This is a genomic window from Streptomyces sp. NPDC055239, from assembly GCF_053606205.1.
Genome location: NZ_JBSGRD010000005.1, coordinates 359,610 through 375,453, shown reverse-complemented (window position 1 = coordinate 375,453; position 15,844 = coordinate 359,610). Strand labels below are relative to the sequence as shown.

12 protein-coding genes are annotated in these 15,844 nt (G+C 67.5%); 8 read left to right on the top strand and 4 right to left on the bottom strand.

Translation table 11 applies throughout. The features are described from left to right. Positions 1-84: 84 nt before the first annotated feature. The 4 genes from ACWFRJ_RS19935 to ACWFRJ_RS19920 form a co-directional block, all read right to left on the bottom strand. Positions 85-885 (bottom strand): succinate dehydrogenase/fumarate reductase iron-sulfur subunit, encoded by an 801-nt coding sequence (locus ACWFRJ_RS19935; protein WP_453532088.1) that lies wholly within the window; start codon positions 883-885, stop codon positions 85-87. Then, entirely contained in the window at positions 882-2,819 is a 1,938-nt protein-coding gene (locus tag ACWFRJ_RS19930; RefSeq protein WP_453532085.1) for a fumarate reductase/succinate dehydrogenase flavoprotein subunit, read from the bottom strand. The genes ACWFRJ_RS19935 and ACWFRJ_RS19930 overlap by 4 nt, the downstream gene beginning before the upstream one ends. Beyond that, on the bottom strand, positions 2,819-3,652 hold the full coding sequence (locus ACWFRJ_RS19925) for a hypothetical protein (protein ID WP_453532082.1): 834 nt from the start codon (positions 3,650-3,652) through the stop codon (positions 2,819-2,821). The genes ACWFRJ_RS19930 and ACWFRJ_RS19925 overlap by 1 nt, the downstream gene beginning before the upstream one ends. A gap of 73 nt (positions 3,653-3,725) precedes the next feature. Then, positions 3,726-4,040 (bottom strand): hypothetical protein, encoded by a 315-nt coding sequence (locus ACWFRJ_RS19920; protein WP_453532079.1) that lies wholly within the window; start codon positions 4,038-4,040, stop codon positions 3,726-3,728. Positions 4,041-4,415: 375 nt separating this feature from the next. Here ACWFRJ_RS19920 and ACWFRJ_RS19915 point away from each other — a divergent pair, with 375 nt between their 5' ends. The 8 genes from ACWFRJ_RS19915 to ACWFRJ_RS19880 all read left to right on the top strand — a co-directional run bounded on the left by ACWFRJ_RS19915 (position 4,416) and on the right by ACWFRJ_RS19880 (position 15,826). Beyond that, complete coding sequence (locus tag ACWFRJ_RS19915; protein ID WP_453532077.1) at positions 4,416-6,782, top strand: ABC transporter family substrate-binding protein; 2,367 nt, start codon at positions 4,416-4,418, stop codon at positions 6,780-6,782. Between the two features lie 358 nt (positions 6,783-7,140). Further along, positions 7,141-9,015: a translational GTPase TypA gene (gene typA, locus ACWFRJ_RS19910; protein ID WP_453532074.1), complete on the top strand. Its 1,875-nt coding sequence runs from the start codon at positions 7,141-7,143 to the stop codon at positions 9,013-9,015. A 669-nt stretch (positions 9,016-9,684) separates the two neighbouring features. Further along, positions 9,685-11,307, top strand: a complete 1,623-nt coding sequence (locus ACWFRJ_RS19905) for a peptide ABC transporter substrate-binding protein (protein WP_453532071.1) — start codon at positions 9,685-9,687, stop codon at positions 11,305-11,307. An 81-nt stretch (positions 11,308-11,388) separates the two neighbouring features. After that, positions 11,389-12,318 carry an ABC transporter permease gene (locus ACWFRJ_RS19900; RefSeq protein ID WP_453532069.1) on the top strand — a complete coding sequence of 310 codons (930 nt, stop codon included), beginning with the start codon at positions 11,389-11,391 and terminating at the stop codon, positions 12,316-12,318. Beyond that, entirely contained in the window at positions 12,311-13,273 is a 963-nt protein-coding gene (locus tag ACWFRJ_RS19895) for an ABC transporter permease (protein WP_453532066.1), read from the top strand. Before ACWFRJ_RS19900 ends, ACWFRJ_RS19895 begins: the two co-directional genes overlap by 8 nt. 11 nt (positions 13,274-13,284) lie before the next feature. Then, entirely contained in the window at positions 13,285-14,346 is a 1,062-nt protein-coding gene (locus ACWFRJ_RS19890) for an ABC transporter ATP-binding protein (protein WP_453532063.1), read from the top strand. After that, positions 14,339-15,487, top strand: a complete 1,149-nt coding sequence (locus ACWFRJ_RS19885) for an ABC transporter ATP-binding protein (protein WP_453532060.1) — start codon at positions 14,339-14,341, stop codon at positions 15,485-15,487. The genes ACWFRJ_RS19890 and ACWFRJ_RS19885 overlap by 8 nt, the downstream gene beginning before the upstream one ends. Before the next feature lie 99 nt (positions 15,488-15,586). Beyond that, positions 15,587-15,826, top strand: coding sequence for a hypothetical protein (locus ACWFRJ_RS19880; RefSeq protein ID WP_453532057.1), 240 nt, complete (start codon positions 15,587-15,589; stop codon positions 15,824-15,826). The last annotated feature ends 18 nt before the right edge of the window (positions 15,827-15,844 follow it).

Below are 15,844 nucleotides of genomic sequence, written 5' to 3'. Positions count from 1 at the left end.
ATTACCCCCAGGCCCACGAACAGGAACAAGCTCACGAACAGGAACAAGCCCACGAACAGGAACAAGCTCACGCACAGCGCAGCGTCACTGCTCTCCCCGCCGCCGGATCTTGTTCCCGAGCCAGACCAGCGGATCGTACTTCCGGTCGACCGCCCGTTCCTTCAAGGGAATCAGCGCGTTGTCCGTGATCTTGATGCCCTCCGGGCACACCTCCGAACAGCACTTCGTGATGTTGCAGTAGCCGAGCCCGTGTTCGTCCTGGGCGGTCTTCTTGCGGTCGAGGCCGCTCTCCGCCGCCGCGTCCAGCGGGTGCATGTCCAGCTCAGCGACCCGCATCAGGAAGCGCGGCCCTGCGAAGGCCGCCTTGTTCTCCTCGTGGTCGCGCACCACATGGCACGTGTCCTGGCACAGGAAGCACTCGATGCACTTGCGGAACTCCTGGGAGCGGTCCACGTCCGCCTGCTGCATGCGGTACTCGCCGGGTCCGAGATCCGGCGGCGGCACGAAGGCCGGCACTTCGCGTGCCTTCGTGTAGTTGAAGCCGACGTCCGTCACCAGGTCCCGCACCACGGGGAAGGCCCGCAGCGGTGTCACCGTGATGACGTCCTCGCGGTCGAACACCGACATCCGCGTCATGCACATCAGCCGAGGCCGGCCGTTGACCTCCGCCGAGCACGAACCGCACTTGCCCGCCTTGCAGTTCCAGCGCACCGCCAGATCGGGGGCCTGGGTCGCCTGGAGGCGGTGGATGATGTCGAGGACGACCTCGCCTTCGTTGACCTCGACCTTGAAGTCCTCCAGGTCGCCGCCCGTGACGTCTCCGCGCCAGACCCGGAACCGCGCGTCGTACGACGTGCTCGAAGGACTCGGCGTAGTGGTACTCACTCGTAAAGCTCCTCTTCGGCCAGGTACTTGACCAGCTCTTCCTTCTCGAAGAGAGCAAGCAGGTCGGGACGGATGGGCTCGGTGGTGACCCGCACCAGATCGATCTGGCCGCGCACGGGATCCGTGGCCGCCAACCCCCCGGAGGGGTCGGTCAGTTGGCAGAGCAGGTTCGCGCGGCGCCATTCGCGGTTCATGCCCGGATGGTCCTCGCGGGTGTGCCCGCCCCGGCTCTCCGTGCGCTCCAGGGCCGCCCGCGCCACGCACTCGCTGACCAGGAGCATGTTGCGCAGGTCGAGCGCGAGGTGCCAGCCGGGGTTGAACTGGCGGTGGCCCTCGACGCCGGCCCGCCGTGCCCGCACCCGCAGATCCGCCAGTTTCTCCAGGGCCTGCTCCATCTCGCCCTCGCGGCGGATGATGCCGACCAGGTCGTTCATCGTCTGCTGGAGTTCCTGGTGGAGGGTGTACGGATTCTCCGGCGTCGCCCCGTCCTCGGGGCCCTCCGCGCTGAACGGCCGCAACGCCTCGGCCGCGGCAGCGTCCACCTGGACCTCGTCCACCGGAGGCCTCGCGTCGGCTCCGCCGAACCCGGCCGCGTACCGCGCCGCGTGCAGTCCCGCGCGCCGCCCGAAGACGAGCAGGTCGGAGAGGGAGTTGCCGCCGAGGCGGTTGGAGCCGTGCATGCCGCCCGCGACCTCGCCCGCCGCGTACAGGCCCGGCACGCGCTGGGCCGCCGCCGTGTCCGACTCGACCGCGATGCCGCCCATCACGTAGTGGCAGGTCGGGCCGACCTCCATCGCCTCCGCCGTGATGTCGACGTCCGCGAGTTCCTTGAACTGGTGGTACATGGAGGGCAGTCGGCGCCGGATGACCTCGGCGGGCATGCGCGTCGACACGTCGAGGAAGACCCCGCCGTGCGGTGAGCCGCGGCCCTCCTTCACCTCGGAGTTGATGGCGCGTGCCACCTCGTCGCGCGGAAGGAGCTCCGGAGGCCGTCGGTTGTTGTCCGGGTCCTCGTACCAGCGGTCGCCCTCGTCCTCCGACTGCGCGTACTTCTCTTTGAAGACGTCCGGTACGTAGTCGAACATGAACCGCTTGCCTTCGGAGTTGCGCAGTACCCCACCGTCGCCGCGCACCGACTCGGTGACCAGGATGCCCTTCACCGAAGGCGGCCAGACCATGCCCGTCGGGTGGAACTGCACGAACTCCATGTTGAGCAGCGGCGCACCGGCGAGCAGTGCGAGCGCGTGGCCGTCGCCCGTGTACTCCCACGAGTTCGACGTCACCTTGAAGGACTTGCCGATGCCGCCGGTCGCCAGGACCACACTGGGGGCTTCGAGCACGAAGAAGCGGCCGGACTCGCGGTCGTAGCAGAACGTGCCGCTGACCCGCGCTCCGTCCTTCAGGACGCGGGTGACCGTGCACTCCTGGAAGACCTTGAGACGCGCTTCGTAGTCACCGAATTCGCGCTCGTCCTCCTGCTGGAGGGAGACGATCTTCTGCTGGAGCGTACGGATCAGTTCGAGTCCTGTCCGGTCGCCCACGTGCGCGAGGCGGGGGTACTCGTGCCCCCCGAAGTTGCGCTGGGAGATGCGGCCGTCCGCCGTGCGGTCGAACAGGGCGCCCCAGGTCTCCAGCTCCCAGACGCGATCGGGCGCCTCGCGCGCGTGCAGCTCGGCCATCCGCCACTGGTTGAGGAACTTGCCGCCACGCAGGGTGTCGCGGAAGTGGACCTGCCAGTTGTCGCCGGAGTTCACGTTGCCCATGGAGGCCGCGATGCCGCCCTCGGCCATCACCGTATGCGCCTTGCCGAACAGGGACTTGCAGATCACGGCGGTACGCGCACCCTGTTCACGTGCCTCGATCGCGGCCCGCAGGCCCGCTCCTCCGGCTCCCACCACGACAACGTCCCACTGTTGCCGTTCCACTTGAGACATCAGAAAAACCTCGGATCGTCGAAGACGCCGGACGCGATCAGATACACGTAGAAGTCGGCGAGCGCCACGCTGACCAAGGAGGCCCAGGCGAGCAGCATGTGCCGTGCGTTCAGTTTCCCGACCCACTGCCACATGCGGTACCGCACGGGATGCTTGGAGAAGTGCTTGAGCTTGCCGCCGACGATGTGCCGGCAGGAGTGACAGGAGAGTGTGTACGCCCAGATCAGCGTGATGTTGATCAGGAAGATGAGCGTGCCGAGGCCCATGTGGCCCCACTCGTAGTGCTCGTCACGGAACGAGAGCACGGTGTCGTACGTGAGGATGCACGCCACCGGAACCGCCGCGTAGAAGAAGTAGCGGTGGATGTTCTGCAGGATCAGCGGGAAACGCGTCTCTCCGGAGTACTTCTTGTGCGGCTCGGCCACCGCGCAGGCGGGCGGTGAGGCCCAGAAGCCGCGGTAGTAGGCCTTGCGGTAGTAGTAGCAGGTCAGCCGGAAGCCGAGCGGGAAGATCAGGATCAGCAGGGCGGGGGACAGGCCCCACCAGCTGCCGAAGATCTCCCAGTTGGGCCCCGACCGCATGGGCTCGCAGTTCTCGGCCAGGCAGGGCGAGTAGAACGGTGAGACGTAGGGCGCCGCGTAGTAGTCCGCGTTCGAGAAGGCCCGCCACGTCGAGTAGACGATGAAGGCGAAGAGCCCTGCGGCGGTCGCGGCGGGCGCCAGCCACCATCGGTCGGTCCGTAGATGGGCAGCGCTGATCGCGGCGCGCGTCGCCGCTCTCACGCCGCCGGGATCCTGACCGTTTTTCAGATGAGGTTCCGTGCCAGTGGCCAACGAGGCTCGACTCCTTTGTCCTCAGGTCGGGGACGACAGTGCTCAGGGCGGCGGTGCTCAGGGCGGCGACGCCTCAAGGGGCACGCCGGTCGCGCGCGCCGAGTCCCTCGTCGTCCGAGTCCGTCCACAGAGAGCTGTCGTACGGCGTATCGGGGATGGTGACCAGGTCGGGCCGCTTCTGTGGGGCGCCGCCCGGGTCCGGGGACGTGGCGCGAAGGAGCGCGACGCTCTCGCGCAGATGGTCGGCGTCCGTGCGGACGCGGCGGACGTCGATCCCGGCAAGACCACCCTGGGAACCCTCGCCGACCTGCTGCTCCAGCTTGCCGACGGTGCGGACCAGATCGTCGACGCAGCGCTGAACAGCCGTCAGATCATCCTGCAGAGCCATGACTTGCCCTCACTTCAGGGGTGCGGCGGCAACGTTCATGCGCCTGCGAGTGTCGCGCGTCACATCCCGGCTTGTGAAGGGATCTGCCGGGATTCCCGGCTCGTAGGCGCTGAAATGCGCCGGGGTGCACGCCGCCGCCCCAGCGCGCTTCGGGCGCCCGCCGAGGCCGTCGTCACGCTGGGTCACGCCCGATGGGGCCCGGTTGGGCCGCACGAGTGGGATCCGGCGCCCCCACGCCGTGTCGCCCTCATGTGCCGGGGTGTGTCCCCTTCAGTGGATGGATAGATGTGATCAGCTCCATATACCGCCAAACGTGATCAAACCCGGCCCCGGTCCTGGTAGCGGGCGGCCGGGCGAGCCCCGGAGGTACCCGCCATGACCCCAGACCGCGCCAGACTGAGATCTGCCGTGTTCCTCGCCACGGGCGTGCTGGCTCTGCCCGCCCTCGCCGCCTGCAGCTCCCAGGACGAGGCGGGTGCGCCGACCGCCGGTCAGGACGTCGCACCCGCAGCCCGGGACCACGTCGCCGACGGCGGGACCATGAACTGGGCCGTCGACGCGATGCCGGAGACCCTCAACTCCTTCCAGTCGGACGCCGATTCGGGCACGTCGCGGATCGCGGGCGCGGTCCTGCCGTCGATGTTCCGCCTCGACGCGCAGGGCAGGGCGCAGCGCAACGAAGACTTCCTGGAGTCCGCGGAGGTCGTCGCGCGCGAGCCCAAGCAGGTCGTGCTCTACAAGCTCAACCAGCAGGCGGTGTGGAGCGACGGCCGGGAGATCGGGGCCGACGACTTCGCGGCGCAGCAGCGTGCGCTGTCCGGGAAGGACAGCGCGTACTGGACGGCGCGCAACGCGGGATACGACCGCATCGAGAAGATCGAGCGTGGCGCGAACAACCTGGAGGTGCGCGTCACCTTCAACAAGCCGTACGCGGACTGGCGTTCGCTCTTCTCGCCGCTGTATCCCAAGGAGGTCATGGGTACTCCTGACGCCTTCAACGACGGTGCGCGGCGCAAGCTCAAGGTGAGCGCGGGGCCGTTCGCGGTGCAGGATGTCGACACCAAGGCGGACGAGGTCACGCTGGCCCGCAACCCGCGCTGGTGGGGCAGGCCCGCCAAGCTCTCCAAGGTGGTGCTTCGCGAGGTGCCGCGCGAGGAGCGGGCCGCCGCGCTCGCCTCGGGGAAGATCGACCTCGCCGAGATCGACGCCCCGGAGGCGCGGCGCATCACGAACGCGGCCCGTGACCGAGGGGCCCAGGGTCCGCTGGCCCACGGCCCCGAGGCCCGGCTCACGCCCGCCAAGGCGCTGCGCTCCTGGGCGATCGCCAACGGCTCCGACGAGGACGCCGCCGACACCGAGCAGCAGGCCCGCGCCAAGACGCACAAGGCGATCAAGAAGTACGCCACCGAGCAGACGGGCCTGCGCGGCTACACCGTCCGCAAGTCCCTCGAACCGGCCTACACGCAGCTCGCCCTCAACGGCACCGAGGGTCCGCTGGCCGACGACCGGGTGCGGCGCGCGGTGGCCCGCGCCCTCGACCGCGACGCGCTCGCCAAGGCGGTCCTCACGCCGCTCGGCCTGCCCGCCAAGCCGGTCGGCAGCCACCTGGCACTCGCCGGGCAGCAGGCGTACGCGGACAACAGCGGGGCCCTGGGCGACCAGGACACCACCGAGGCGCGGGCGCTGCTCGCCGACGCGGGGTGGACGCCGGGCGGTCCGGTGAAGGAGCCGAAGCAGAAGACGGCAGGGGGTGAGGCGGACGCCAAGAAGGCAAAGGCGGACTCCGGCTCCTCCGGCTCCGAATCCGGCTCTGACTCTGACTCCGGCTCCGGCTCCGGGGAGGACTCGGGCGACGACGACGGCGCGTACACCGTCGGCGAGGACGACCAGAAGCCGGGCGACAGCAGCACCTCGGTGCTCGCGCCCGCTCCGGCGGCGGCGTACCAGCAGGCGGCGCTGACCCGTCAGGCCGCGTCCCTCACGGTTCACCGCGAGGCGGACAAGGAGAAGAAGAAGGACCCGGGCGAGCACGCCAAGCAGCACGCGGAGAAGCGCGCCGAGAAGCGCGCCGAGAAGCACACGGACAAGCAGGCCGCGAAGGGCGGTGCGCCCGGCGCGTACGCCCCCAAGGGCACGGCGGCGCCCGACGCGGACACCCCGGCGGCGGGCGGCCCCATGGCCAAGGACGGCAAGCCCCTCACTCTCCGCTTCGTCCTGCCGTCCGGCGAGGGCTCGGAGTCGCTGCGGACCGTGGCCGACCGGATCTCTCGGATGCTGGAGAAGATCGGCATCCGTACGGAGGTGGCGAAGGTCGCCGACGAGAGCTACTTCAAGGACCACATCGCGTCCGGCCAGTACGACCTCGCCCTCTACTCCTGGCCCGCGTCGGCCTTCCCGGCCACGGACGCGCGCCCGATCTTCGCCAAGCCGGTACCGGCCGCGGACGGCTCGCTGAACGTCGAGCAGAACTACACGCGGGTCGGTACGGATCACATCGACCAGTTGTTCGATCAGGCGGTGGGAGAGCTCGACGAGGACGAGAACCGGGCCCTGGTCAAGAAGGCCGACGCCCGCATCTGGGCCGAGGCCGGTTCCATTCCCCTCTATCAGCGCCCCCAGCTGATGGCGGCCCGTACGAATCTCGCGAACGCGGGTGCCTTCGGCTTCCAGGTTCCGAACTACGAGGACATGGGCTTCCTGAAGCCGGGCGCGAAGCCCGCGGAAAAGCCCGCCGAAAAGTAGCTCCGTCGCAGGTCACACTCAGATTCAGCTCAACTCCCTTGCCCGCCGGCACGTCCGGCGGGCAAGGTCGTTCCCACCCATTGACCTGTGTGTTCTCCATAGCGCCCACCCCGCATCCGACGGCGCCGGGAAGCACGCCACGCCCCACGCTTGCGGAGTCGGCGCCGCAGAGGGCCCCAACAGCGCCGAAGAAGCCATGAAACCCCTGGTCAGACCCCCCGCCAGGGCCCCCCGGAGGTTGCCTCCCCGTAAGGCACGTAGACTGGGGTGAGGCCGTGGCGTGTTGTTTGCCCGGCAGGGCACGCGTACCGGACCGTACGCGCCGCCGTCCACTCTTCCCGGGAGAAGCGCAGCTCGTATGCCCACGCGCCATGACATTCGTAATGTTGCCATCGTCGCCCACGTCGACCACGGCAAGACCACCCTGGTCGACGCCATGCTCAAGCAGGCCGGCTCCTTCGCCGCGCACGCAGCCGAGTCCCTCGACGACCGCATGATGGACTCGAACGACCTGGAGCGTGAGAAGGGCATCACGATCCTGGCCAAGAACACGGCCGTCAAGTACCACCCCAAGGATGGCGGCGACGTCATCACCATCAACATCATCGACACCCCCGGCCACGCCGACTTCGGTGGCGAGGTCGAGCGCGGCCTGTCGATGGTGGACGCGGTCGTCCTCCTCGTGGACGCCTCTGAGGGCCCGCTGCCCCAGACCCGCTTCGTGCTCCGCAAGGCGCTGTCCGCGAAGATGCCGGTCATCCTGTGCATCAACAAGACGGACCGTCCCGACTCGCGTATCGCGGAGGTCGTCGACGAGACGTACGACCTCTTCCTGGACCTCGACGCGGACGAGGACCAGATCGAGTTCCCGATCGTCTACGCCTGCGCCCGTGACGGCGTCGCCTCGCTGACCAAGCCCGAGGACGGCACCGTCCCGGCCGACAGCGACAGCCTGGAGCCGTTCTTCTCCGCGATCCTGGACACCGTCCCGGCTCCGGAGTACGACGAGGACGCCCCGCTCCAGGCTCACGTCACGAACCTGGACGCCGACAACTTCCTCGGCCGTATCGCCCTCTGCCGTGTCGAGCAGGGCGAGCTGAAGAAGGGCCAGACCGTCACGTGGATCAAGCGTGACGGCACGATGTCCAACGTCCGCATCACCGAGCTGATGATGACGGAGGCGCTCACCCGCAAGCCCGCCGAGAAGGCCGGCCCCGGTGACATCTGCGCCATCGCCGGTATCCCGGAGATCATGATCGGTGAGACCCTCGCCGACCCCGAGAACCCGATCGCGCTCCCGCTGATCACGGTCGACGAGCCCGCGATCTCCATGACCATCGGCACCAACACCTCGCCGCTCGTCGGCAAGGGCGGCAAGGGCCACAAGGTCACCGCCCGCCAGGTGAAGGACCGTCTGGACAAGGAGCTCATCGGTAACGTCTCGCTCCGTGTCCTGGACACCGAGCGTCCCGACGCCTGGGAGGTCCAGGGCCGTGGTGAGCTCGCGCTCGCCATCCTGGTCGAGCAGATGCGCCGCGAGGGCTTCGAGCTCACCGTCGGCAAGCCCGAGGTCGTCACCAAGCAGATCGACGGCAAGACGTTCGAGCCGATCGAGCGCATGACGATCGACTCGCCCGAGGAGCACCTCGGCGCCATCACGCAGCTGATGGCGACCCGCAAGGGCCGCATGGAGACGATGACCAACCACGGCTCCGGCTGGATCCGCATGGAGTGGATCGTTCCGTCGCGTGGCCTCATCGGCTTCCGTACGGAGTTCCTGACCCAGACCCGCGGTACCGGCATCGCGCACTCGATCTTCGAGGGTCACGAGCCGTGGTTCGGCGACCTGCGCACCCGTCACAACGGCTCGCTGGTCGCGGACCGCGCGGGCACGGTCACGCCGTTCGCGATGGTCAACCTCCAGGAGCGCGGTGTCATCTTCACCGAGGCCACCACCGAGGTGTACGAGGGCATGATCGTCGGTGAGAACTCGCGCGCCGACGACATGGACGTGAACATCACCAAGGAGAAGAAGCTCACCAACATGCGTGCGGCTTCCGCGGACACGACCGAGAACGTCGTGCCCGCCCGCAAGCTGTCGCTCGAGCAGTCCCTCGAGTTCTGCCGCGACGACGAGTGCATCGAGGTGACCCCGGAGACCGTGCGTATCCGCAAGGTCGTCCTGGACGCCAAGCAGCGTGGCCGCTCCGCCTCGCGCGCCAAGCACGGCTAAGAACGCGCCAAGCACGGCTAAGAACGTGGCAAAGCCTGGCTAAATCTTTCCGCCGGGCCCCTCCACCGCACAACTGCCGTGGACGCTCGGCGAATTCGGCATCTGAGGCCGGTTTCCGCCCCTCCCTCCGGGGAGCGGCGGGACCGGCCTCTCGCGCGTCTGTCGCGGTTACCCCCTTGCGCGGCCCTCAGCGGCACTACGCTGTCCCAGATCTCCGTGGGTGACGGTTCTGCACCGTCGCGACTCTCCGCGCATCTACGCGCGTCCACAGGGCCGCTCCCCGAAGGTGTCGCGAGGGCGTCGCGAGTCGTCTCCGACGCGCTTCTCCGCAACCCGTTTTCCTGGACCATCTGTCCGGAATACGGACACCGTTGACCGTTAGATGTGTAACACGTCCGTTTCGCAACCATCTATCTCGGATCGGTTTGTCCGGATTTTGGAAGATGTACGCACCAGGTGTGATTGAACCGAGACCAAAAGAGTGTGGTCGGGCGGTACCTCATGGCTAATAGTTGACCGCGTATAGCTCGGGTCAATGGGTCACGCGCTGTGGGGAGCGCCGACTCACGAGCACACTGGGGTACTTGATCTACGCGTCGTCAGGGGTGTCGACGCGGATTCCCGTACCCCCTCTTGTAGTGAACAAGTGGACTCATGAGGAGGAACCCCATGCGTGGTGCCAAGAGCGCCAAGTGGGTCGCGATAGCGGGTGTCGTGGCGCTGACGGCAACGGCCTGCGGCGGCGACAGCGACAGCGGCAACAGTGGCAAGGTCGACCCCAAGGGGATCGTCAGCTACGCCAACGGTGAGCCGCAGAACGCCCTGCAGCCGTCCAACACCATGGAGGCGTACGGCAGCGTCGTTATCGACTCGCTCTTCACGGGCCTGGTCCACTACGACAAGCAGGGCAACATCACCTACGAGAACGCCGAGTCGGTCACCCCCGACAAGGCGAACAAGGTGTGGACCGTCAAGCTGAAGTCGGGCTGGAAGTTCCACAACGGTGAGGCTGTCACCGCGAAGTCGTACGTCGACGCCTGGAACTGGGCGGCCGACCCGGCCAACGGCCAGCAGAACAGTGGCTGGTACCGCGACATCGTCGGTTACGACAAGGTCCACCCCGAGAAGGGGAAGGCCAAGTCGAAGACGATGGAGGGCCTGAAGGTCGTCGACGACAACACCTTCACCATCTCGCTGAACACGGGTATCCCGTACTACGCGTACAAGCTCGTCTACTCGCCCTTCTTCCCGATGCCCTCGGCAGCGCTGAAGGACCCGAAGAAGTACGGCGAGGCGCCGGTCGGCAACGGCCCCTACAAGTTCAAGAGCTGGGACCACAAGAAGTCGGTCCAGGTGACCGCGTGGTCCGGCTACAAGGGCGCCAGCAAGCCGAAGAACGGCGGCATCAACTTCAAGGCGTACACGACGCCGCAGGCCGCGTACAACGACCTGCGCTCGGACAACGTCGACTCGATGCCGATCATCCCGGACAGCGAGCTCGCGAACTTCAAGCAGGACTTCGGCGACCGCGCCATCGAGCAGGACTTCTCGGCGATCAACACGGTCAACCCGGCGTTCTACAGCAAGACGTTCAAGGACGTCGACGTCAAGGTCATCCAGGGCCTGTCGATGGCGATCGACCGCGACACCATCGCGAAGACCACCTTCGCCGGTACGCGTGAGTCCGCCACCGGCTGGGTCGCCAAGGGCGTCAAGGGCTACCAGGCCGACGCCTGTGGTGAGTTCTGCAAGTTCGACGCCAAGAAGGCGAAGCAGTACATCAAGGACGGCGGCGGCGTCCCGGGTAACAAGATCTCCATCCAGTACAACGCCGACCAGCCGCACAAGGGCTGGGTCACGGCCGTGTGCAACAGCATCACCAAGTCGACCGGCGTGGCATGCGTCGGCGACCCGAAGACCGACTTCCAGGCCGACACCGAGGTGCGGGACAAGAAGCAGGTCAAGGCGATGTACCGGTCGGGCTGGGTGCTCGACTACCCGTTCAACGGCAACTTCCTCGCCGACCTCTACGGGACCGGCGTCGACGGCAACAAGGGCGGCTTCTCGGACAAGAAGTTCGACGAGCTGACCAAGAAGGCCGACTCGGCCAAGACCGTCGACGAGTCCGCGAAGCTCTACCAGGCCGCTGAGAAGCGCTTGGCCGAGACCTTCCCGGGTATCCCGCTCTGGTACAACAAGGTGCTCTCCGCGTCCTCCAAGAACGTGAAGAACGTCAAGTTCGACCAGGCCGGAGACCCGGTCCTCACGGACATCCAGGTCTTCGAGAAGTAGGCGTCGGAGCCCAGTTCCCGAAGCGACGCCCGGCGATCCCGGGCGTCGCTTCGGGCGGCTCCGGATTGGACGGAGGCACCAATGGGGCGTTATGTCGCGCGGCGACTGCTCCAGATGATCCCGGTTTTCATCGGGACGACCCTGTTGATCTTCATCATGGTCAACGTGCTCCCCGGCGACCCCGTACGGGCGCTGTGGGGCGACAAGCCGCCGGACCCGGCGCAGGTGGCGCAGATTCGCCACGACCGTGGTCTGGATCTGCCGCTCTGGCAGCAGTACTTCCACTACATGGGCGGCCTGCTGCAAGGGGACTTCGGCAAGACGATCGCCGGTAACCGGCCCGTCCTGGACGAGATCACCCAGGCGTTCCCGGTCTCGATGCGACTGGCCTCCATGGCCTGGACGTTCGAGCTCATCGTCGGCATCACGCTCGGCGTCCTCGCCGGCATCAGACGCGGCCGTTTCGTGGACAACTCGGTCACGCTCTTCACGCTCCTGGTGATCTCCACTCCGATCTTCGTGGTCGGTCTGTTGTGCCAGCTGTTCTTCGGCAACGAGCTGGGGTGGATCACACCCACGGTCCAGGACTCCGAGAACATGGGCCAGCTGCTGGTCCCCGCGATCGTGCTCGGCATGGTCGGCCTCGCCTACGTGGCAAGACTGACCCGTACGTCGATCGCCGAGAACCGGCAGGCCGACTACATGCGCACCGCAGTGGCCAAAGGCCTGCCGCGCCAGCGCATCATCACCCGGCATCTGCTGCGCAACTCGCTGATCCCCGTGGTGACTTACCTCGGTACGGACGTCGGTGCCCTGATGGGCGGCGCGGTCATCACCGAGGGAATCTTCAACGTGACGGGCGTCGGCAACCTCCTCTTCCAGGCTCTCGCCCGCCGTGAGGGCGCGGTCATCGTCGGGATCGTCACGGTCCTGGTGCTCGTGTACCTCGCAGCCAGCCTGATCGTCGACCTGCTTTACGCGGTCCTGGACCCGAGGATCCGTTATGCCTGACCTCACCAAGACCTCGGCCACGGACGAGACGGCCGCGGCGCCGGATTCCTCCGCCCCTGTCGCCGCGGTCGCCTCCGGTCCCGCACCGGGCAAGCCGCGCAGCCTGTGGAACGACGCGTGGCGGGAGCTGCGGCGCAATCCGCTCTTCGTCATATCCGCGGTCCTGATCTTCATCCTGCTCCTGGTGGCGGCCTTCCCGGGCCTGTTCACCGGCACGAACCCGGACTCCGGAGACCAGGTCAACCACTTCCTGGGGAAGCCCGAGCTCAGCCACTTCTTCCAGGCGGACTGGTTCGGGTACGACAGGGTCGGCCGCAGCATCTACTCCCGTGTCGTGCACGGCGCGCGCAACTCGATCCTCGTCGGCGTCGGCGTGACCATCCTGGTCACCCTCTTCGGCGGACTGTGCGGCATGCTCGCGGGCTACTTCGGCGGCTTCTGGGACAGCCTCATCTCCCGGCTCACCGACGTGTTCTTCGGCATCCCGTTCCTGCTCGGCGCGATGGTCGTCCTGAACGCCTTCACGGAGCGCACGGTGTGGGTCGTCATGGGCGCCCTCGCCTTCCTGGGCTGGACGCAGATCGCCCGCGTGATGCGCGGCGCGGTGATCACCACCAAGCACGCCGACTATGTGGTGGCGGCGCGCGCGCTCGGTGCCGGGACGAAGCGGATCCTGTTCCGCCACATCCTGCCGAACGCGCTGGCGCCGGTGATCGTCGTGGCGACCATCTCGCTCGGCACGTACATCGTGGCCGAGTCGACGCTGTCGTATCTGGGCCTCGGCCTCGGTGACGGCGCCATCTCCTGGGGTGGCGACATCTCGGACGCGACACAGGACATCCGGAACAACCCGCACACGCTGTTCTTCCCGGCAGGAATGCTGAGTATCACGGTGCTGGCGTTCATCATGATGGGTGACGCCGTACGCGAAGCCCTCGACCCGAAGCTGCGCTGAGGGAGGCGTAAATGACCAGCATCGACATCAAGGAAGACTCGGTTCCCGCCCCCCGCTCGGGCGAGGAAAAGAGCGGCAGGCTCCTGGACGTCAAGGACCTGCACGTGGAGTTCCACACCCGCGAGGGTGAGGTCAAGGCCGTCAACGGCGTCAACTACAGCGTGGACGCGGGCGAGACGCTCGCCGTCCTCGGTGAGTCGGGCTCCGGCAAGTCCGTGACGGCCCAGGCCATCATGGGCATCCTCGACATGCCGCCGGGCAAGATCCCGCAGGGAGAGATCCTCTTCCGCGGCCAGGACATGCTGAAGATGTCCAACGAGGAGCGCAGGAAGATCCGCGGCCGCAAGATCGCCATGATCTTCCAGGACGCGCTCTCGTCGCTCAACCCCGTGCTCTCGGTGGGCTACCAGCTCGGCGAGATGTTCCGGGTGCACGACGGACTCGGCCGCAAGCAGGCCAAGGCCAAGGCCATCGAGCTGATGGAGCGGGTGAAGATCCCGGCCGCCAAGGAGCGGGTGAACGACTACCCGCACCAGTTCTCCGGCGGTATGCGCCAGCGCATCATGATCGCGATGGCGCTCGCCCTCGAGCCGGACCTGATCATCGCGGACGAGCCCACCACGGCGCTCGACGTGACGGTCCAGGCGCAGGTCATGGACCTGCTCGCCGAGCTGCAGCGCGAGTACCACATGGGCCTGATCCTGATCACCCACGACCTCGGCGTGGTCGCCGACGTCGCGGACAAGATCGCGGTCATGTACGCGGGCCGGATCGTCGAGACGGCCCCGGTCCACGAGCTCTACAAGCGCCCCGCGCACCCGTACACGCGCGGTCTGCTCGAGTCGATTCCCCGGCTCGACCAGAAGGGCCAGGAGCTCTACGCGATCAAGGGCCTGCCGCCCAACCTGCTCCACATTCCGTCCGGCTGTGCCTTCAACCCGCGCTGCCCCAAGGCGCAGGACATCTGCCGTACGGACGTTCCGGCCCTGGTGCCGGTGAGCGAGCAGGACGGCGCGGAGCTGCCGGGCCGCGGCAGCGCGTGCCACTTCTGGAAGGAGACGATCCATGGCTGAGCTCAAAGGGACTGACGAGCCTCAGGACGCGACCCCGAACGTCTCCGAGGTGGAAACGGTCGACGTGGCCAACCCCGAGGAGGCCGTCGCGGCCATCGAGGCGCCGGTGGAGCGTGGCGAGCCGATCCTCCAGGTCCGTAACTTGGTGAAGCACTTCCCGCTCACGCAGGGAATCCTCATCAAGAAGCAGATCGGCGCCGTCAAGGCGGTCGACGGCATCTCCTTCGACCTCTACCAGGGCGAGACCCTTGGCATCGTGGGGGAGTCCGGCTGTGGCAAGTCCACGGTCGCCAGGCTCCTGATGACGCTGGAGAGTGCCACGGCGGGCGAGGTCTTCTACAAGGGCCAGGACATCACCAAGCTGTCCGGGCGCGCGCTGAAGGCGGTCCGCCGCAACATCCAGATGGTGTTCCAGGACCCGTACACGTCGCTCAACCCCCGTATGACGGTGGGCGACATCATCGGGGAGCCCTTCGAGATCCACCCCGAGGTGGCCCCGAAGGGTTCGCGGCGCCAGAAGGTCCAGGACCTGCTGGACGTAGTCGGCCTCAACCCCGAGTACATCAACCGCTACCCGCACCAGTTCTCGGGCGGCCAGCGCCAGCGCATCGGCATCGCGCGCGGTCTGGCACTGAACCCCGAGATCATCATCTGCGACGAGCCGGTCTCGGCTCTGGACGTCTCCGTCCAGGCCCAGGTCATCAACCTGATGGCGAAGCTGCAGGACGAGTTCAACCTCTCCTACCTCTTCATCGCGCACGACCTGTCGATCGTCCGGCACATCTCGGACCGCGTGGGCGTGATGTACCTCGGCAAGATGGCGGAGATCGGCTCGGACGAGCAGATCTACGAGCACCCGACGCACCCGTACACGCAGGCGCTGCTCTCCGCGGTGCCGGTGCCGGACCCGGAGGCGCGCGAGGGCCGCGAGCGGATCATCCTCACCGGAGACGTCCCGTCCCCGGCCAATCCCCCCTCCGGCTGCCGCTTCCGCACCCGCTGCTGGAAGGCGGAGGCGAAGTGCGCGGAGGAGACCCCGCTGCTCGCGATCCCGCAGCAGTTCGCGGGCCAGGACACTCCGGCGGCGCACGAGTCGGCGTGTCACTTCGCCGAGGAGAAGGACGTCGTGCACGCGGCGTAGTCTCGGCGTCGGCTTTTGGCCGTACGCGATGGGGGCGCCCGGAACCACTCGGTTCCGGGCGCCCCCATTTTCGTACGTAACATCCGGGCGCCGCCGAGCGTGTCCAGAACAGAGGCGGAACCCACCGAGTACGACAGCGCGTCCGTCGTGGCGGGCGAGGTGTCTCTTCTGCGCGACGCGCTCACCGAATGCGGCCTCCGGGAGCACGTGGAGCACGCGGAAGGGGCAGCCCCCTACTGGTCCGGCACCACCGAGTCCGCCTCGCGGCTGCGCGTCAGCGTCGAGCGGTGGCGCGGGTGGGTGTCCGTGGTGGAGGTGGAGGCGGATGGGCGTGGCTGACCGGGTAGGCGGGGTCCT